Annotated in this window: 15 protein-coding genes; 4 read left to right on the forward strand and 11 right to left on the reverse strand. The window is 72.3% G+C overall.

Annotated elements, in window-relative coordinates; all coding sequences use genetic code 11:
- Positions 1–73: 73 nt before the first annotated feature.
- The 6 genes from ACFPZ3_RS38715 to ACFPZ3_RS38740 are packed head-to-tail and all read right to left on the reverse strand — an operon-like array spanning position 74 to position 6310.
- The gene (locus ACFPZ3_RS38715) at positions 74–1090 is read right to left on the reverse strand and encodes a M24 family metallopeptidase (RefSeq protein ID WP_379519325.1); all 1017 of its coding nucleotides are present in this window, start codon (positions 1088–1090) and stop codon (positions 74–76) included.
- Positions 1087–1998, reverse strand: coding sequence for an ABC transporter ATP-binding protein (locus tag ACFPZ3_RS38720; protein ID WP_379519326.1), 912 nt, complete (start codon positions 1996–1998; stop codon positions 1087–1089). The genes ACFPZ3_RS38715 and ACFPZ3_RS38720 overlap by 4 nt, the downstream gene beginning before the upstream one ends.
- A complete protein-coding gene (locus ACFPZ3_RS38725) occupies positions 1995–2768 on the reverse strand; it encodes an ABC transporter ATP-binding protein (RefSeq protein WP_379519327.1) in 774 nt (257 codons plus the stop codon). Before ACFPZ3_RS38725 ends, ACFPZ3_RS38720 begins: the two co-directional genes overlap by 4 nt.
- On the reverse strand, positions 2765–3643 hold the full coding sequence (locus ACFPZ3_RS38730; protein WP_379519328.1) for an ABC transporter permease: 879 nt from the start codon (positions 3641–3643) through the stop codon (positions 2765–2767). The genes ACFPZ3_RS38725 and ACFPZ3_RS38730 overlap by 4 nt, the downstream gene beginning before the upstream one ends.
- On the reverse strand, positions 3640–4728 hold the full coding sequence (locus tag ACFPZ3_RS38735; protein ID WP_379519329.1) for an ABC transporter permease: 1089 nt from the start codon (positions 4726–4728) through the stop codon (positions 3640–3642). The genes ACFPZ3_RS38730 and ACFPZ3_RS38735 overlap by 4 nt, the downstream gene beginning before the upstream one ends.
- A gap of 7 nt (positions 4729–4735) precedes the next feature.
- Positions 4736–6310: an ABC transporter substrate-binding protein gene (locus ACFPZ3_RS38740; RefSeq protein ID WP_379519330.1), complete on the reverse strand. Its 1575-nt coding sequence runs from the start codon at positions 6308–6310 to the stop codon at positions 4736–4738.
- A gap of 110 nt (positions 6311–6420) precedes the next feature.
- Here ACFPZ3_RS38740 and ACFPZ3_RS38745 point away from each other — a divergent pair, with 110 nt between their 5' ends.
- Positions 6421–7059, forward strand: a complete 639-nt coding sequence (locus tag ACFPZ3_RS38745; protein ID WP_379519331.1) for an Lrp/AsnC family transcriptional regulator — start codon at positions 6421–6423, stop codon at positions 7057–7059.
- A gap of 7 nt (positions 7060–7066) precedes the next feature.
- On the opposite strand, the gene ACFPZ3_RS38750 is transcribed toward ACFPZ3_RS38745, so the two are convergent.
- Both ACFPZ3_RS38750 and ACFPZ3_RS38755 read right to left on the reverse strand, forming a co-directional pair.
- A complete protein-coding gene (locus ACFPZ3_RS38750) occupies positions 7067–7402 on the reverse strand; it encodes an avidin-fold protein (protein ID WP_379519332.1) in 336 nt (111 codons plus the stop codon).
- A gap of 121 nt (positions 7403–7523) precedes the next feature.
- Positions 7524–10256: a helix-turn-helix transcriptional regulator gene (locus ACFPZ3_RS38755; RefSeq protein WP_379519333.1), complete on the reverse strand. Its 2733-nt coding sequence runs from the start codon at positions 10254–10256 to the stop codon at positions 7524–7526.
- Between the two features lie 166 nt (positions 10257–10422).
- Here ACFPZ3_RS38755 and ACFPZ3_RS38760 point away from each other — a divergent pair, with 166 nt between their 5' ends.
- The 3 genes from ACFPZ3_RS38760 to ACFPZ3_RS38770 all read left to right on the forward strand — a co-directional run bounded on the left by ACFPZ3_RS38760 (position 10423) and on the right by ACFPZ3_RS38770 (position 13921).
- Positions 10423–10581 carry a hypothetical protein gene (locus tag ACFPZ3_RS38760; protein ID WP_379519334.1) on the forward strand — a complete coding sequence of 53 codons (159 nt, stop codon included), beginning with the start codon at positions 10423–10425 and terminating at the stop codon, positions 10579–10581.
- 1655 nt (positions 10582–12236) lie between these two features.
- Positions 12237–13004, forward strand: a complete 768-nt coding sequence (locus tag ACFPZ3_RS38765) for a bestrophin-like domain (protein ID WP_379519335.1) — start codon at positions 12237–12239, stop codon at positions 13002–13004.
- A gap of 677 nt (positions 13005–13681) precedes the next feature.
- Positions 13682–13921, forward strand: a complete 240-nt coding sequence (locus ACFPZ3_RS38770; protein ID WP_379519336.1) for a hypothetical protein — start codon at positions 13682–13684, stop codon at positions 13919–13921.
- On the opposite strand, the gene ACFPZ3_RS38775 is transcribed toward ACFPZ3_RS38770, so the two are convergent.
- From ACFPZ3_RS38775 to ACFPZ3_RS38785, 3 genes are read right to left on the reverse strand one after another with little or no spacing between them, the layout of a single operon-like run.
- Complete coding sequence (locus ACFPZ3_RS38775) at positions 13922–15688, reverse strand: CotH kinase family protein (RefSeq protein ID WP_379519337.1); 1767 nt, start codon at positions 15686–15688, stop codon at positions 13922–13924. It abuts the gene before it with no gap.
- A gap of 10 nt (positions 15689–15698) precedes the next feature.
- Positions 15699–16376: a DUF4956 domain-containing protein gene (locus ACFPZ3_RS38780; protein ID WP_379519338.1), complete on the reverse strand. Its 678-nt coding sequence runs from the start codon at positions 16374–16376 to the stop codon at positions 15699–15701.
- Positions 16377–16382: 6 nt separating this feature from the next.
- Positions 16383–17324 carry a polyphosphate polymerase domain-containing protein gene (locus tag ACFPZ3_RS38785; RefSeq protein ID WP_379519339.1) on the reverse strand — a complete coding sequence of 314 codons (942 nt, stop codon included), beginning with the start codon at positions 17322–17324 and terminating at the stop codon, positions 16383–16385.
- Positions 17325–17375 lie beyond the last annotated feature (51 nt).

Genomic DNA, 17375 nt, shown 5'->3' on the forward strand with positions numbered 1-17375 from the left:
AGGGTAGTCGGGCGCCGGCCCCGTTTCCGCACGTCATCGCCGTACGCCGGTGAAGGTCGTTGGGGACGGGAGGCTAGCGGTCGAGGACGTGCAGGGTGTGCGAGGTCGAGCCGAGCGGCGCGGGGCCAGGCGGCGCGCAGGCCACCACGTCGGCGAGCCGGGCCCCGAACAGGTCGGGCACGTAGATGGCCGGCTCCAGGCAGAGCGTCATCCCGGCCGCGAGCACGGTGTCGTCGCCGGGCCGCGGGCCCTCGTCGGGGCCCAGGCCGACGCCCCGGCAGGCGTGCGGCGCGGCGAAGCGCCCGTACCCGCTGCCGTCGATCACCTCGCCGACCGTCCGCGACACCTCCGCCGCCGGCACGCCGGGCCGCACCGCCGCCAGCCCCGCCCGGTACGCCGCCGCCACCACCGAGTACATAGCCTCGAAGTCCTCCGGCGGCTCGGCCACCACGAACACCCTGGCCACCTCCGCGCAGTAGCCGCCCCACCGCCCGCACACCGACACGGTCAGCGCGTCCCCGGGGTTGATCACCCGCTTCCCGGGCACGTGCCCGGGCCTGGCCGTGTGCTCGCCCGCCGCCACCCGCAGCGCCACCACCTCCTCGCAGCCCGACTCCACCAGCAGCAGCCGCAGCCGGTGAGCCATCGCCCGCTCGGTCGCCCCGAACCAGGCCAGCTCCCGCGCCCGCCCCAGCACCCCCTCCGCGGCGGCGACCGCCCGCCCGATGGCCTCGATCTCCCGCGGCTCCTTGCACAGCCGCAGCGGCGCCAGCACGGCCGAGGCGGGCACCAGTTCGGCCTCGATCGCCAGCCCGAACAACTCCCGCACCCGCATCTCCGGATCCACCCCGACCCGGCGCGCCCCCTCGGGCACCAGCCCGGCGGGATCGGCGCTTTCGGCCACCACGTCCGCGGTCACCACGAGGAACGCGCCGCTGTCAGGAAGCCCGCCCAGGAACCGGTAGTCGGGCGAGGGCCGCAACACCAGCGCGTCCACCCCGGCCGCGGCCATCGCCTCCCGTACCGCCGCCACCCGCCCGGCCCCGTCCATGATCTCGTCCATGATCTCGCCCGGCGCGGCCCGCCTCACTTCGGCTCGTGCAACCAGCAGGCGACCGGCCCGAAGTCCGGCTCCTTCTCGCGGCACACGTCCATCACCTTCGGGCAGCGCGGGTTGAACCGGCACCCGCCGGGCGGGTTCGCCGGATCGGGCACGTCCCCCGGCAGCTCGGCGGGCAGCACGCCCATCCCGTCCGGCTTCGGGACGGCCCCCAGCAGCGCCTGCGTGTACGGATGCCGCGGCCCCGCCCACACCTCCGCCGTGTCGCCCACCTCGACGATCCTGCCCAGGTACATGACCGCGATCCGGTCCGCGATCAGCCGCACCACCGACAGGTCGTGGCTGATGAACAGCAGCCCCGCGCCCGACTCCACGGCCAGGTCTCGCATCAGCCTGGCCACCTGCGACTGCGCCGAGGCGTCGAGCGCCGAGATGGGCTCGTCGCCGATGAGCAGCCGCGGCCGGGCGGCCAGAGCCCTGGCGATGGCGATGCGCTGCCGCTGCCCGCCGGAGAACTCGTGCGGATGCCGCCCCGCGAAGTCGCGCGGAAGCCCGACGCGTTCCAGCAGGTCAGCGGGGGTGGAGGTGGTGTCGCCCGCGGTACGCAGCCCGTCGGCGATCTGGTCGCCCACCCGCCGCCTGGGGTTGAGCGACGCGTACGGGTCCTGGAACACCATCTGGATCCCGGTCAGCCGCCTGCGCCGCAGCCCGAGCGGCGTGACCGGCTGCCCGTCGAACGCGATCGACCCGGCGGCGACCGGGTTCAGCCCGCACACCGCGCGGGCCAGCGTCGACTTGCCGCACCCGGACTCCCCGACCAGCCCGACGACCTCGCCGGGGCCGACCTCCAGGCTGGCCCCCGCCACCGCCCGCACCACGGGACGCCCGGGGGAGCGGTGCTCGACGACCAGGTCGTCAATGGTCAGCAGACTGCTCATCGCACCTCCGCATCGGGCAGCGAGTCGAGCAGCGAGCGCGTGTAGGCATGCTCGGGCTCCCGCAGCACGCGGGCGCGCGGCCCCGACTCGACCACCAGGCCGTCCTTCATCACACTCACCTCGTCGGCCACCGCCGACATGACGCCCAGGTCGTGCGTCACCAGCAGCACCGCCAGTCCCAGTTCGTCGCACAGCCCGCGCAGCAGCCGCAGCACGCCCGCCTGCACGGTCACGTCCAGCGCGGTCGTCGGCTCGTCGGCGATCAGCACCTTGGGGGAGCAGGCCAGCGCGATGGCGATCGCGATGCGCTGCCGCATCCCGCCGGAGAACTGGTGCGGGAAGCGCCCGTAGGCCTCCAGCGGGCCGGGGATGCGCACCTTGCCGAGCAGCTCCACCGCCCGCGCCTTCGCCTCGCCCCTGCCCAGCCGCAGATGGTGCCGCATGTGCTCGGTGAGCTGCCTGCCGATCGTGAGCATCGGGTGCAGGCTGGTCGCCGGGTCCTGGAACACCATGGCGACCTCGCCGCCGCGTACCCGGTTCAGCTGCTTGGGCGGCAGCGTCAGCAGGTCCCGCTCGCCGAGCCGGATCGTGCCCGAGACGCGGGCGCCGTGCGGCAGCAGCCCCAGCACGGCCAGCCCCGTCATCGTCTTGCCCGACCCGCTCTCCCCGGCCAGCCCGTGCACCCTGCCCGGCTCCAGCCGCAGGTCGACGCCGCGCAGGATGTCCTTCCCGCCGATCGTCACCCGCAGGTCCGCGATGTCCAGCGTCACAGCGCACGCTCCTTGATCGCGCGGGCGGTACGGGGATCGAGGGCGTCCCGCAACGTGTCGCCCAGGAAGTTGAACGCCAGCACCACCGTCAGGATCGCCAGCCCGGGGAACGTCGCCACCCACCAGCTGTCGAACACCTCCACACCCGAGGCCACCATCGCCCCCCACTCCGGGGAGGGCGGCTTGGCGCCCAGGCCCAGGAACGACAGCCCGGACAGCAGCAGCAGCGCGGTGCCGATGTCGAGGGTGGCCAGCACCAGGATGGGGCCGGTCACGTTCGGCAGCACGTCCACCCGCAGCGAGCGCCACACCGAGAAGCCCAGCAGCCGCCCGCTCAGCACGAACTCCCGCTCCCGCACCCCCAGCACCAGCCCGCGCGTCACGCGGGCGTAGGCGGGCCAGGCCACCACCAGCACGGCCAGCACCGCGTTCGTCAGGCTCGCGCCCAGCGCCGCGGCCACCACCATGGCCAGGATCACCGTCGGGAACGCGAACACCAGGTCCGCCAGCCGCATGATCGTCTCGTCGGCCCAGCGGCCGAAGTACCCGGCGCACGCGCCGAGCAGCCCGCCGATCAGCACCGACAGGGTCACCAGCAGCAGCGTCAGCGGGATCGACACGCGCGCCCCGTACATGACGCGGCTGAGGATGTCACGGCCGAGCTGGTCGGTGCCGAACCAGTGGCCAGGCCCGGGGGGCGTCAGCCGCGGCAGCTCCTGGGCCAGGGGGTCGTGCGGCGCCAGCAGGGGCGCGGCCAGCGCGATGACGATCCAGGCCACGGCCAGCACACCGCCGACCACGGCCAGCGGCTGCCGCCACGCCTCGGGCAGCCGCCTCAGGAGGCCCTTGCGGGCCAGGGGGTCCCGGCGTCTCATCGCAGCCTCACTCGGGGATCGATGACGCCGTACAGGACGTCCACGATCAGGTTGATGACCAGGTAGACGACACCCACGACCAGGCCGACGCCCATGACGGCGGGCAGGTCCAGGGTGGTGGCGCTCTTGTAGGCGTACTGGCCGACGCCGGGCCAGGCGAAGATGGCCTCCACCAGGACGGTGCCGGACAGCAGGCTGCCGAAGGCCAGGCCCGCCACGGTGATGATGGGCACGAGGGCGGAGCGCAGGACGTACCGGAACAGGATGGTGCGGCCCGGCAGGCCCTTGGCCCTGGCGGCGCGCACGTAGTCCTGGCCCAGCACCTCCAGCACCGCCGACCGGGTGAACCTGGTGAGCAGCCCGATCGTGTAGAGCGCCAGCACCAGGGCGGGCGTGACCAGGTGGCCGACGGCGGAGGAGAAGATGTCCCACCGCCCGGCCAGCAGCGCGTCCACCGTCTGCAGCCCGGTGAACGGCGGGGCCGGGCCGAGCGCCACGTCCACCCGGCCGCTGCCCGGGGTGAGCTGCAGCCGGTAGAAGAACACGTAGAACGCCAGCAGCGCCAGCCAGAACGTCGGCACGGAGATGCCGATGAGGCTCAGCACCCGCAGCGCGTGGTCGGCCAGGCGGTCCCGGCGCAGCGCGGCCACGACGCCGAACGCCACGCCCAGCACGAGCGAGACCAGGATCGCCGCCCCGGCCAGCTCCAGCGTCGCCGGGACGAACTCGGCCAGGTCCTGACCGACCGGGCGGTGGCTCTGCTGGCTGGTGCCCAGGTCGCCGTGGAACAGGCCCTGGAGGTGGATCAGGTACTGCTGCCACAGCGGCTTGTCCAGCCCGTGGTCGGCCCGCCACTGGGCCACGATGGCGGGGTCGCCGAGGGCCCGCTGGCCGAGGTTGGCGGCCACGGGGTCGCCGGGGACGAGGTTCGTCAGCACGAACGTCACCAGGGTGATGCCCCAGGCCATCAGGATGGCCAGGAGCACGCGGCGGATGAGGAACCGCGCCAGCGGATGCCTCCCCTGCCGCCTGACGGGCACAGGAGCGCCGGGAGGCGGGCCCGGCTGGTCAGGGGAGTCGGACATCGAGACCCTACTTCGCGCCGAGGTCGGCGATGTCCACGGTCCACACCGGGTGGTACTCCAGCCCGGTCACCGAGGCCGTCGTCACGATGTTCTGGCCCGGCTGGATCAGCGGGACGAACGGCCCGGAGGCGTTGAGCTTGGTCTGGAGGTCGGTGTACGCGGCCGTGCGCGCGTCGTCGCCGATCGCCGCCGCGGCCTTCTCACCCGCGGCCTCGATCTCCTTCGCCGCGCCCTCCTTCCAGCCGGCCCGCAGCCCCACCGTCTTGCCGGGCAGGAAGGCCAGGTAGTCGCTCGGGTCCGGGTAGTCGGGACCCCAGTACCACAGGCCCATCTCCTCCTTGCCGTTGCGGTAGTTGTCCAGCGCCGTGGTGACCGGCGCCGGCTGCAGGTCCACCGTGATGCCGACCTCCTTGAGGTTGGCCTGGACGCGCTCGGCCAGCGGCTGGAACGACAGGCCGTTCACGGTCAGCTCGCTCGGGTACTCCAGCTTCACGGTCGGGTTCGACAGCCCGCTGGCGGCCAGCGCGGCCTTGGCGCCCTCGACGTCCCGCTTGGCGGCCTGGCCGGCGGGCAGGGCGCCGAGCAGCTGCGACGGGATGACGCCCGGCGCCTGCGCCGAGCCCTCCCCGGCCAGCTCCAGCAGCCCCGCGTAGTCCACGCCCTTGCGCACCGCCTCCACGAACTTGGCGTTCGTGGTGGTCTTGCTGACCCCGGAGTCCTGGTTGGCCAGCAGGAAGATGACGTTCGCCGAGGCGATCTTCTTGACCTGCATGGTCGCGGGCATGCCGGTGACCTGGTCGCCCGACAGGTTGAGCGCCACCTGGCTGTCGCCGCGCTGCACGTTCAGCTTCTGGGTGGCGGCCTCGACGTTGCGGATGACGACCTTGTCGTAGGCCGGCTTGGTCCCGTAGTACTTGGGGTTCGCCTTGAGCGTGACCTGGCTGCTCACGTTGAACGACTCGATCTCGTACGGGCCCGACCCAGCCGAGGTGGAGTTCAGGTACTGCTCGGCCTTGTCCTGCGGGTCCGTGGTCGCGCCGTTCTGCTTGGCGAGCTTGCTGTTGATGATGCCGAGCGCCGGGTTCGGCAGGATGTACGGCAGCGCCGGGTTGGCCGCCTTCGACGTCATCGTGATCGTCGAGTCGCCGTCCTTGGCCACCTCGACGCCGTCCAGCAGGAACGACGGCGTACCCTTCATGTCACGCACCCGCGTGAGGGAGAACACCACGTCGTCGGCCGTCACCGGCGAGCCGTCGGCGAACGTGGCCCCCTGCTTCAGCTTGAGCGTCAGCGTCTTGCCGTCCTCGGACAGCTCGTACGACTCGGCCAGCGCCGGCACCGGCTTGGTCACGTCGGCGCCGTCGAAGGTCAGCAGCGTCTCGTAGAGAGCTTTGTCGACGAACAGGCCCGTGGGCTCGTACGTGCGGCCCGGGTCGGCCGTCTTGAGGTCGAAGGACGTGTCGATGACGAGGGTCTTGCTCCCGGAGGCCGCGGGGGCCTGGGAGGTGCCGCCGCTGGCGCAGGCGGCGAGGGAGAGCGCACCGGCGAGCAGTACAGCCGCCGTCTGCGAGCGGGTCGCCATGTAGGTCCTCCAAAATTGGACGTTCGGCAGAAGGATGTCGAGGATTGTGCGGCAGAACGTCCAGCCTCCGTGCGGCCGGCGAGACGTATATAGAGTGCGATGAGGTAATGATGAGTGAAATTTCCAGAAATGGTGTCAGCGGTGGCGGTCAGGCTGGACGGATCGGCATCGGTCTCGAACTGGACGAGGTCCATATGAAGATCCTCGAGGTCCTGCGCGAGAACGGCAGGATCTCGGTGGCGGCGCTGGCCGAGCGGGTGGGCATCTCCCGCGCCAACGCCTACACCCGCTTCGAGGCGCTGCGCGCGGACGGCGCGATCAAGCGGTTCACGGCCGAGATCGACCACGTCAGGGCCGGGCTCGGCATCACGGCGCTGATCTTCGTGACCGTGCGCCAGCAGATGTGGAAGCAGTTCAGGGCGGAGCTGGCAAGGATGCCGGAGGTGGAGTACTGCGCGATCACCACCGGCCAGCACGACGCGATGATCCAGGTACGCGTCTCCGACGTGGCCGCGGTGCACACCATGGTGACCGACCGGCTGGCCAACATCCCGGCGGTCAAGGCGACGGAGACGGTGTTCATCCTGGACGAGGTGCTCAAGCGCCCGTACGTGCTGCCGAGCGACCGCGACCAGGCCGCCCGTTCGCAGCGGCGGCCCGTACCCGAGGAGCGGGGTGAGGTGCCGCTCGGCAAGATGCGCTTCGTCGGCGCCGCCGAGGGCCGGGCCGCCCTGCAAAAGGACGACTGACGGATCGTCAGCCGACCTCGGCGCACACGCTGACGTGCGGCGTGTCGTCCCCGTCGAACGTGAACTCCTCCACCAGCCGCAGCAGCCCGTCCTGCCCGGTCTCGATGCGGCTGGTGCTCTTCCCGCCCGCCTTGCCCCCGGCGACCAGCGCGTGCGCGTAGGCGATCGACACCTGGTCGCCGTCCCGCGTCCCGACGAAGCGCCCGTGGGTCACGGTGTCGCCGGTGTAGCTGCCCCACACCACCTCGTCGGCCTCCCAGTATTCGAACCGCGTGGGACTGCCGGGGTTCACCGCGCTCGCCGTCGAGCTCACCATCACGAATGTGCGACCGTTGAGATTCACGCGCCCATGCTCCCGATATTTCCGAAATATCAGCAGTCGGTTGGACATTTCGTGATGATCACCTGTCAACGCCCGGCAATCCGTCCAGCGACAGCCGGGCCGGCGGGGCCGCTCCGGCGGCTCAGTCCATCGGGGCCCGGATCTTGGTGGTGAGCGACACCCGCGAGTTGACCCCCAGCTTGGCGAAGGCGTTGCCCAGGTGGTACTCGATGGTCTTCACGCTCAGCACCAGCTCCCTGGCCACCTGGCGGTTGGTCATCCCGGTCGCCACGAGCCGCGCCACCGCCTGCTCCTGCGGCGTCAGCCGCATCAGCGGCGTGGGGCCGCTCTCCGCCCGCGGCAGCCCGCAGGCGGACAACTCCCGCTCGCACCAGTCCACGTACGGCAGCGCGCCCAGCCGGGCGAACAACGCCAGCCCCGGCTCAAGCTGGGCCTGCGCCTGTTTGCGCCGTCCCAGCCTGCGCAGGAACCTCCCGTACGCCAGCCGCAGCCGCGCCTCGTCGAACGGCAGCCCGGCCACCGCCGCGTGCGCCAGCCCGGTGGTGAACGCGGCGTCGGCCAGGTCGTTCTCGTGCCGCGCCGCGTGCAGGCCGCCCCGGCACCGGGCCGCCGCGGCCAGCGCGGAACTCCTGCCGCGCCGCCCGGCCAGCCGCTCCATCCCGGCGAGCTGGGTCTCGGCCCGCTCCGTCTCGCCCAGCGCCACCAGGGCGTCGATGAGCAGGTCGAGCCACTGGACGACGCCGGGCTCGTACACGACGTCGTGCACCTTCACCGCCACCAGCGGCTCCAGCGCCTCCACCGTACGGGCGTGATCGCCCCTGGCGGCGGCCAGATGGGCGGCGGCGCTGCACACGTGCGCCAGCGAGGCCACCGCCTCCACGCTCGTGCTCCTGCCCGCCAGGGCCGCCTCCACGTGCGCCTCCGCCGGCTCCCAGTCGCCGCGCGCGGCCGGGACGAGCGCGGCCAGCGCGTGACAGACCGGCGAGAGCCACCGCTGGTCCGCGTCGTCGGCCACGGAGGCGGCCGTCTCGGTGTGCAGCCCGGCGTCGTCCCAGCGGCCCGCCCGGTACTCGGCCTGCCCCAGCATCGCCATCGACAACATGCGGTAGGGCACCGAGCGCTCCGCGCAGGCGGCGACCGCCCCCGACAGGTCGGCCAGACCGCCCGCCAGGTCGTCGCTGCACAACCGCAGCACCCCGCGGCCGAGCAGGGCGTCCAGCTCCGCGATCGACGCGGCCGAGGGCGCCGGCAGGTCCGTGGTGGCCGCCAGCGCGGCGTCGATCTGCCCGGAGATGCCCAGCCCGGTGAGCAGCGTGTACCGGTTGTAGTCGATGCTGAAGCGGTAGCCGGGGGAGTTCCTGGCGCGCTCGGCCCACCGGGTGGCCTGCCTGCCCTCGGCGCTGACCAGGCAGAGCATGGCGAGCTGCTGGGCCGCCCGCGCCGCCAGGCCCGACTCGGGCGTCCCGGCCCGCTCCCAGGCGGTGACCAGGTGCGCGCGGGCCTCCTCGACCTGGCCGCGCACCATGGCCAGATGGCCCAGGGCGTAGCCGCGCACCGCCGGGTGCGCCCGCTCGGGCAGGCTCGCGGTCAGCCGGGCCGCCTCCTCCACCCGGCCGTCCAGCAGCAGCGCCTCCACCGCCTCCGCGGCCAGCGGAGCCGGATCGCCTGACAGCTCCGCCGCCGCCTTGAGATGCTCGGCCGCGCTGCCGAACGCGCCCAGCCGTACCTGCGCCCGGCCCAGCTCCGCCAGCTCGGCGGCCAGCTCCGGGCTCGGGCCCGCCACCGCCTCGATGCGGTGCCGCAGCCGCGCCTGCTCGCCCTCCGCCACCAGCGCCGCCCGCGCGTGCAGCGCCGAGCGGTGCGCGGGCCCCAGGTCCCGGTACACCGCCGCGCGGATCAGCGGATGCGCGAACGCCGCCACCGGCCCCCGCGAGGAGGATCGCTCCAGCAGCACCCCCTCGCCCACCGCCTGCTCCAGCGCCTGCAGCGGCTCCTCCACCCCCGCCACCCTGGCGGCCAGATGCAGCGGGCACGACAGGCCCAGCACGCTCATCGCGCTGATCAGCTCACGCACCGGCGGCGCGCATCTGGCCACCTTGGCCAGCACCAACAGCGCGTACGAGCGCGGCGCGGGCAACGGCTGCGCCAGGTCGTCCAGCGCCGCCGGCGGCACCTCCTCCAGCAGCGCCCGCAGGTGCAGCGGCACGCCCTCGGTATGCGTGACCAGCCGCGCCAGCCCCCGCTGCGACACCGGCCCGCCGACCATCGCCTCCACCTCCGGGACCCGCAGCCCGGACAGCCGCAACCGGCGCGTGGCATCGGAGGCGATCAGCCGCAGCAGCCCCTCGGGGCCCGCCAGCGCGGCGGTGTCCCGCAACATCAGCACCGCCAGCACCCGGTCCACGCGCAACCTGCGCAGGCAGAACGTCAGCGCCCGCAACGTCGGCTCGTCCGCCCAGTGCACGTCGTCCACGACCAGGCACAGGGGCTCGCCGAGCTGCCGCTCGCTCACCACGTCCAGCAGCGCCGCCCCCGCCGCCAGCGGGTCGGGCAGCTTGGCGGGATCGGCCGGCTGGAGCGCCTTCAGCCGGGCCGGCAGCCCGCCAGGCCCGCCGAACAACCTCGTCAGCGTCCCGTACGGCAGCAGCGACTCACCCTCGTCCCCGTCGGTGGACAACACGTTCGCCGCGCCGCACGTCTCCAGGAACCGATGGATCAGCGTCGTCTTCCCGATCCCCGCCTGACCCTCCACCACCACGAGCCTGGGCAGCCCGGCACTGGCGCGCCCGAACTCCTCTCCCAGGCACCGGAGCTCGTGCTCGCGCCCGACGAACGTCGCGATCGGCTCAGCCATGGCGGGCCTCCGCATCCCGGGGTATCCACGTTCGCGCGGCACGCCGGGTACCTCAAGTAAGACTTCTCTGTCCTCTGTCCAGAGCGGGCGCGAAAATCAGGGGTTTTCCCCAGGTGCCCACCCGGGGCTCGCCTCCCTACGCTCACGGGTGAGCCGGGAGGCCATCATGCGGTTCGTCGTGGAAATGGAGTACGGCGAGGACGGGGTGCACGGGCTGGTCACGCGGGAGGACAGCGACCGGGCCGAGCCGTTCCACGGGTGGCTGGACCTGCTGAGGGTGCTCGAAGGGCCGCACTCCAGGGGAAATCCCCTGGACGTACCCTGACGCGCGCCGCCTCCGGAAGCTCCAGCATGTGAGACGTCCCCCCGTGGGAGGGGCGCGGGTGATGACCTTCAGGCCGTTCGCGGAGGGATGGCCAAGGGTTTTCACCGGCGCAGGGGAGGGTGCCCGCCAGCCCCCGTGGAGCCAAGTCCACGTCGCGCGCCGGTTCTCGCCAAACCGGTGCCGGGCCCGGCGGCCACCCGGGGCGACCGCCGCAGGTAGCCATGCGGCGGCCGCCCCGGGGCACCTTCCACTGCCGCGACGGCACCCCTCACGGGACGGCCCTTCACGGCGCCGCCCCTCATGGGACGGCCGGCTGCGGGCGCTCGCGGTGCTGTCCTTCAGGTTGGCGCCTCCCGTGGGACGGCCGGCTGCGGGCACTCGCGGTGCTGTCCTCGGGTCGGCGCCTCTTGTGGGACGGCGGGCGGCGGGCGTTCGCGGTGCCGTCCCTGGGGTCGGCGCCACTCGTGGGACGGCGGGCCGCGGGCGCCCGTGGTGCCGTCCCTCGGGTCGGCGCTCCTCGTGGGACGGTCGGGCGCGGGCGCTCGCGGTCCTGTCCCTCAGGGGCCCGTTCGCCGCGGGCGGCTTCGTTCCCACGGCGGCACCCTTACGGGCGCCTCGCCCAAGGGGCGGTGCTATCGGGCTGGTTGCCTCCGGCAGCACCGCCCACCCGTTCGCCCGCGGCGGCGGCTCCCCCGGCGGCCCGCCGCGGGCCCCTGGGCCACGGGGGGCCACGGGCCACGGCTCGCGGGCACCCGGGACGGCTGGCAGGGTCCGGAACGGCTGGCGGGCCCCGAGACGGCTCGGGACGGCTCCCGGGGGCCTGGGCGGCGATCCGTGGCCTGTTGGCCTGGGACGCCGGGCCCGTGGCCTGCCGGCTCTGGGATGCCGGGTCGGCGGCCCGCTGGCCTTGGATCGCTTGGTCACGGCCTGCTGGGCCTGGGGCGCCGGGCCCGCGGCCTGTCGGTCCTGGGACGTCGGGCGGGCCTGCTGGCTCTGGGACGCCGGGCCGGCGGGCCGCTGGCCTTGGATCGCCCGGTTACGGCCTGCTGGGCCTGGGGCGCCGGGCGGCGGCTCGCGGGGCGAGCACGACGTTCGGGGCCGCGCGGATCACGGGGCCGCGCGGCCCCGAACGTCGCGCCGGGACCCGTGCCGCAATGCACCTGCGTGTCAGCCCGCGTCCGAACGGCACCATGCCGGGGGACCAAGGGGTGAGGCGGCCGAGCAGGACCGCGATGAGCCGTGCGCCTTGCCGCGCCCGGTCGTACGCCCAGTCATGCGCCCTGCCGTGACGAGCCGTCGTGCGGCTCTGCCGTCCGTCCTGCCTCGTGCACTCTGACGGGCCTGAGCCGAGTGCTCTGCCGTGGGCGTTGCCGTGCATGGGTCGTGCCGCCCTGTCCCGTGCGCCCCGATGGGCCTTAGCCGAGTGCTCTGGCCGAGTGCTCTGGCCGTGCGCTCTGCCGTGCGCCCTGACGGGCCTGAGCCGTGCGCTCTGCCCCGTGCGCCCTGGCGGGTCTGAGCCCTGCGTTCTGCCCTGCTTCCTGGTGGGGTTGCGGGAGCGGGTTGCCCGGGACTTTACCTTTCTTGGCCTGACGCCATCATTGCGCTGTGTGATAGTAATGTGACACTGCGTATTCGAATGGATCCGGGAGATATTCATGGTGGCGTACGCGCTCTCGATCTTGGCGGCGGTGGGCGCGGTGGCGCTCACCGCGCTGGTGTTCAGGCGGGTGAAGAGAGCCGGAGAGGACCGTGACCCCAGCGGCCCGTCCGCCGCTCACGCCGGGGCGATGTTGTCGGCCATGTTCCTGCTGGTGTTCGCCATCGCGATCATCGTGCCGTGGACCACGGCCGACGCCGCGCGGCTCAACACCCACAGCGAGAGTCAGGCCGCGGTCGACGCCTACTGGGCGGCCTCCGACCTGCCCGGCAACGCACCCGAGGAGGTGCGCAGGTCGTTGCGTGACTATGTCTCGTTCGTGGTCAGGGACGAGTGGCCGGTCATGGCCGACGGCAAGATGCACCCGGTCGGCGCGGAACGGATGGACGACCTGCGCGGCCGGGTCACCGAGCTCAAGACCAGCGACGCCGACGAAGAGGACGCCAAGGCCTCCGTGCTGGAGCACCTCAGCGCCATCTCCACGGCCCGCGCCCAGCGCACCGCCGACGCCGCCGCCTCTCCGCCGGAGGGGCTGCTGTTCCTGACCGTCCTCACCGGCGTGCTGGTCATCGTCTTCCCGTTCCTGGCCGGGGCCCGGCCGCGCGGGCTGGCCATGTTGCCGCTGGTGGCCACGGCGGCGCTGATCGGCTTCGGCGTCTACCTGTCCTGGGACATCTCCCACGCCTTCGCGGGGCCGCTGGCGGTCGGGCCGGAGGCGTTCCGGGGGGCGCTGGACGAGTTCGCGCGGATCGCCGGGGGGATGTGACCGTGGGCGTCAGGCGCGCGCCGCTCCTGCTGGCCGCCGCCCTCCTCGCGACCGCCGCCGCGGCCGGCCCCGCGACAGCCTTCGGAGAGCCCGGTCGAACGCCGGTAGCTGACCCGGTGGCTGATCCGGCGTCTGGCCCGATGGCTGACCGAGTGGCTGGCCGAGCGGCCGACTGGGTAGCTGATCCGGTGTCTATCCCGATGGCGGACCGTGCGGCGGACCGTGCGGCGGACCGTGCGGCGGACCGTGCGGCGGACCGTGCGGCGGACCGTGCGGTTGATGGGGTGGCCGATTCGGTGGCGGGTTTGGTGGTGGTGCCGATGGCCGGGCGGGTGCCGATGGTTGGCCAGGTGGCCGTGGACGGTCCGGGGGCGGAATCGGTGGTGGTGCCGATGGCTGGGCGGGGGGCGGTGGACGATCCTGTGCCGGGGCCTCGGCGAGTGCCGAAGGTGACCGTGCGGCCGCCCGCTCCGCCGGAAAGGGTCACCGTGGGGCCACGGGTGAAGGTGCCGAGAGTGATGGTGCAGCGGTCGCCGAGGCCCAGGGTGTCGATCTCGATGCCCCCTGGTAAGCGGCGGGCGGCGCCTATGGTCACGGTGCCTCAGGTCACCGTCTATCCCGATGGGGTGTGTGTGGGTGGGGTGCAGGTGGGGCCGTGTCCGCGGAGGAAGGCACGGGTGAAGCGCCCGGTGGTGCCGCCGGTGGTGCCGGTGACGGCGCTGGTGTCGCCGCCACCGCCATCACCGACCCCGGCCCCGACGCCTACCCCGAGCCGGACGCCGTCGGCTCGGGCGCACGTCGAGCGGGCCGAGCCGCCGCAGCGGCGGCGTAACCCGATGAACACCGTGCTGGTCTCGGTCGTGCTGGTGACGGCGATCACCTCGACGACGGCCGTGGCGTTCCGGTCGCGCCGGTGATCAGGCCATCGACTTGAGCGCCTCGGTGCGGGTTTCGAGGGTCTTGCGCAGGGTGGTCGCCTCCGCGGCGGCCTTGGCGGCGTCGGCGCCCTGATTGTTCTTGTACGCCGCCAGCGCCTGATCCAGCAGCCCCGTCGCGGTGCCGTTGGCCAGCAGCTTGCGGTACAGGGCGGCGTACTCGCGTTCGTAGACCTTCTTGAACCCGGCGTCCTTGAGGAACTTGTCCTTCAAGGCGTGACCCATCTGCATACCCCCGGGACCGCCACCGGCGCGCCCGTTCTGCCCGTTCTGGTTATTCTGGGGCTGCCCGGGCTGCGCCGTCGCCGTCGCGGTGGGTGTGGGTGTGGCCGTGCCCGTGCGCGTGGGTGTGGGCGTGCCCGTGGGTGTGGGCGTGCCCGTGGGTGTGGGCGTGGGCGTCTGGGTTTGGGCCTGCGTGTTCGGCTGCGCCTGGCCGGTCTGGGTGGTGCGGCCGCGGTTGGCGCCCATGCCGCCCATGCCGATCGTGTCGTTGGGGCCGGCCGTGGCGTCTCCGCTGAGCGCGAAGTTGAGGTCCCAGGCGATCACCTTGAACTTGCGGGTGTCCAGGTCGTACCAGAGGTAGTAGTTGCGGCCGGGACCGGCCATGTCGTCGAAGTTCAGCAGCATGTTCTGCAGGGCCACGTAACGGGCGAAGGAGTTCACGTCCAGGCGGGAGGACAGGCCCGCTGAGAATTCTTTGGCGGAGGACTGCTCGACCCATTTGATCAGGTCGATCACGGGTTGCAGGTCGCGCTGGCCCTTGAGGTTGACCTGCTTGAAGTCGTCGACGTACTCGGTCTGGTCCTCGCCCTGGTAGGCGAAGCTGCTGGAGGCCAGGGACTTGTACAGGACGCCGTTGCCGAGGCTCTCGGCGTACCCCTCGTCCAGATACTCGACCAGGAGGCGCGGCTTGGAGGCGCGGCCGTTGACCGTGAAGGAGGAGTAGGCCGAGCGCTGGGTGGGCTCCCCGGCCGCCCCGACCATGGCGATGGCCAGGGACTCGTTGAGCAGGGTCGAGGACTGCATCGCGGCCGGGCGTACGGCGACCTGGGTGTGGCCCTGGTAGCGGCGGCCCTCCACGAACTCGTCGAAGCTGATCAACCACGGCAGGTTCTCCGGCTCCTCGGCCTTGAGCGAGGTGCCGAAGCCGCCCGGACGCCCGCCGCCGGCGGGCTGCCGGCCGTTGCCACCCTGCTGCTGCCCGTCACCGGGAGGCTGGAAGCCCTCGGGAAGCTGGACACCCTCGGGAGGCTGACCTGGCTGGCCCGCGCCTGGCTGGCCCGCGCCGGGCTGCCCGCCACCGGGGCGGCCCGCGCCGGGCTGGCCGCCTGCCGGCATCGAACGGGGCTTGGACTGGCCCTTCCAGGTCAGGCCCTGGAGCGTCGAGTTGCCCTTGAGGCGGATGCCCACGCTGGGGATGCGGGTCCCGTCGATGGTCAGGTCGGCCTCGACGTACTTCTTGTCGCCGTCCTTGAAGTACTCCGTCAGCATGTCCTGATAGCTCTCGTCCCTGAACGTGAGCGACACCTCGTGCGGCGTGGAGGCGCTGAACAACTCCCGCGACCCGGTGAGGTTCTGCACGGCGACGTCGGCCTCGGCGGTCTGGGAGGTGGTGACGTACGGGCGGATGGTGCCGCTGCCGAACACCCCCCAGCACGCCGCCAGGAACGCCGTGCACAACGCGACCAGCTTCCAGTTGTGCCGGAGCTTGACGGGGATGCGGTGTTTGAGCCGTTTGGGCTGTGCCATGAAAGGGGCCTCACAGGTCGGTCTGGTCGTATCCGGTCAGGACCGTGACCGACTGGCCGTGATTGCGTTCGCGCAGCGCGGCGATGACGTCGGCGGGCTCGCTGCCCTTCTTGATCTTGACGGTGTACATCAGCTCCATGAGCGCGCCGGCCCGGATCGACTCCATGCTGACCAGCTCGAACTCGTCCGTGTGGCGCACGAGCACGTCCTGGACGGCGTGCGTGTAGTCCTCGTCGGAGGGCACCTGCACCTTGACGACCTGGCGGCGCACGTTGAGCTGGAACCAGTTGAACCGGTGCATGACCATGACGATCAGCGAGATCGCCACGGCGGCGACGATGCCCAGCAGGTAGAAGCGGGTGCCGACGGCCATGCCGACGCCCATCACCAGGAAGATGAACCCGACGTCGCGGGTCTCCTTGATGGCGTTGCGGAAGCGCACCACCGACAGGGCGCCGACCAGGGCGAAGGCGCGGGCGATGTTCGAGCCGACGACGAGCATGATGAGCGAGATCAGCATGCCGAGGATGACGAGCGTCTGCACGTACGACTGGCTGTAGGAGACGTTGCGGTGCGTGGCCCGGTAGACCCAGCCGATCATCGCGCTGAGCACGAACGACAGGGACATCGCGATCGCGATGTCAGCGACGCTGAACGTGCCGGACAGGTCCTGGAAAGAGAAGTCCATGGGGGGTCATGCCTCCGTGGCAGCCGTCAGGTCCGCCTGCGGGCGGCCCCGGTCAAGGTCAAGGTCGTGGTCTAGGTCGTGGTCGAGATCTAGGTCGTGGTCGGGGATGTGGAAGATCGAGCGCGGCGCCAGTCCGTACGCCTCCACGCTCTGGCAGTACTTGGAGACCCGCACCACCTGCAGGTTCCGCCTGGCGGTCAGGTCGGTCAGCCAGTACGGCACGCGCTCGTTGGCCTTGACCTCCATGATCGCCTTGCCGGCCGGGACGATCAGCCGGTTCTCGGCGTCGGCGCCGAAGTGGAAGTCCCGGTCCCGGCCGCGGACGCGCTGGTCGAAGGTCACCCGCAGGCCCACGTCGGCGTCGCGGCCCATGTACGCGTGGCGCTGGTAACCCGTCATGGCGGTCGGATTCAGCTCCAGCCTGGACACCAGATCGAGCACCTCCTCCAGGAAGGCCCGCTGGGACGGCTCGTGCTCGACCATCCGCCGCCCGTCGCACAGGGTCAGGGCGTCGCGGTAGGGCAGCAGCACCCGGCGCTTCTGCGTGACCCGGTTGACCCGCTGCTTGATCTCCACGAACACCGGCGTGTCCTCGCCCGCGGCGAACCGGTCGCCGTAGTGGCGGATGCGCAGCTTCCTGCGGAACTTCAGCCCTTCGATCTTCTCCCAGTAGAAGCGCAGCTGACGGGTGTCGTAGTAGACGCTCCAGATGGTGTAACCCGCGTCGGGGCAGTGCTGGTCGCGGTCGAGCCGCCGCTCCATCTCCTCGCGCAACTCGCGCACCTGCGCCGTGTCGATCAGGTACTTGATCTCGTAGCGGTTGAAGGCGTGCAGCGTGCTCGGCGCGCGCAGCCGGTGCCCCGCGTCCCCTTCCGCATGCTCTTTCCCCGGGGGCGCGGATGTGCTCTGAGCTGGGGAGAGGCGTTGCTTCCTGAACCTCTGCAGCATGATCCTCCTTTCGTGTCCGAGCACAGCTCACAGCAACAACCTGGGAATAGT

Source organism: Nonomuraea insulae, from assembly GCF_042656245.1.

Coding starts and splice junctions, on each gene's coding strand:
- ACFPZ3_RS38720 (WP_379519326.1), bottom strand. CDS start 1,998: ATGAGCAGTCTGCTGACCATTGACGACCTGGTCGTCGAGCACCGCTCC.
- ACFPZ3_RS38730 (WP_379519328.1), bottom strand. CDS start 3,643: ATGAGACGCCGGGACCCCCTGGCCCGCAAGGGCCTCCTGAGGCGGCTG.
- ACFPZ3_RS38735 (WP_379519329.1), bottom strand. CDS start 4,728: ATGTCCGACTCCCCTGACCAGCCGGGCCCGCCTCCCGGCGCTCCTGTG.
- ACFPZ3_RS38740 (WP_379519330.1), bottom strand. CDS start 6,310: ATGGCGACCCGCTCGCAGACGGCGGCTGTACTGCTCGCCGGTGCGCTC.
- ACFPZ3_RS38745 (WP_379519331.1), top strand. CDS start 6,421: ATGAGTGAAATTTCCAGAAATGGTGTCAGCGGTGGCGGTCAGGCTGGA.
- ACFPZ3_RS38755 (WP_379519333.1), bottom strand. CDS start 10,256: ATGGCTGAGCCGATCGCGACGTTCGTCGGGCGCGAGCACGAGCTCCGG.
- ACFPZ3_RS38760 (WP_379519334.1), top strand. CDS start 10,423: ATGCGGTTCGTCGTGGAAATGGAGTACGGCGAGGACGGGGTGCACGGG.
- ACFPZ3_RS38765 (WP_379519335.1), top strand. CDS start 12,237: ATGGTGGCGTACGCGCTCTCGATCTTGGCGGCGGTGGGCGCGGTGGCG.
- ACFPZ3_RS38775 (WP_379519337.1), bottom strand. CDS start 15,688: ATGGCACAGCCCAAACGGCTCAAACACCGCATCCCCGTCAAGCTCCGG.
- ACFPZ3_RS38780 (WP_379519338.1), bottom strand. CDS start 16,376: ATGGACTTCTCTTTCCAGGACCTGTCCGGCACGTTCAGCGTCGCTGAC.
- ACFPZ3_RS38785 (WP_379519339.1), bottom strand. CDS start 17,324: ATGCTGCAGAGGTTCAGGAAGCAACGCCTCTCCCCAGCTCAGAGCACA.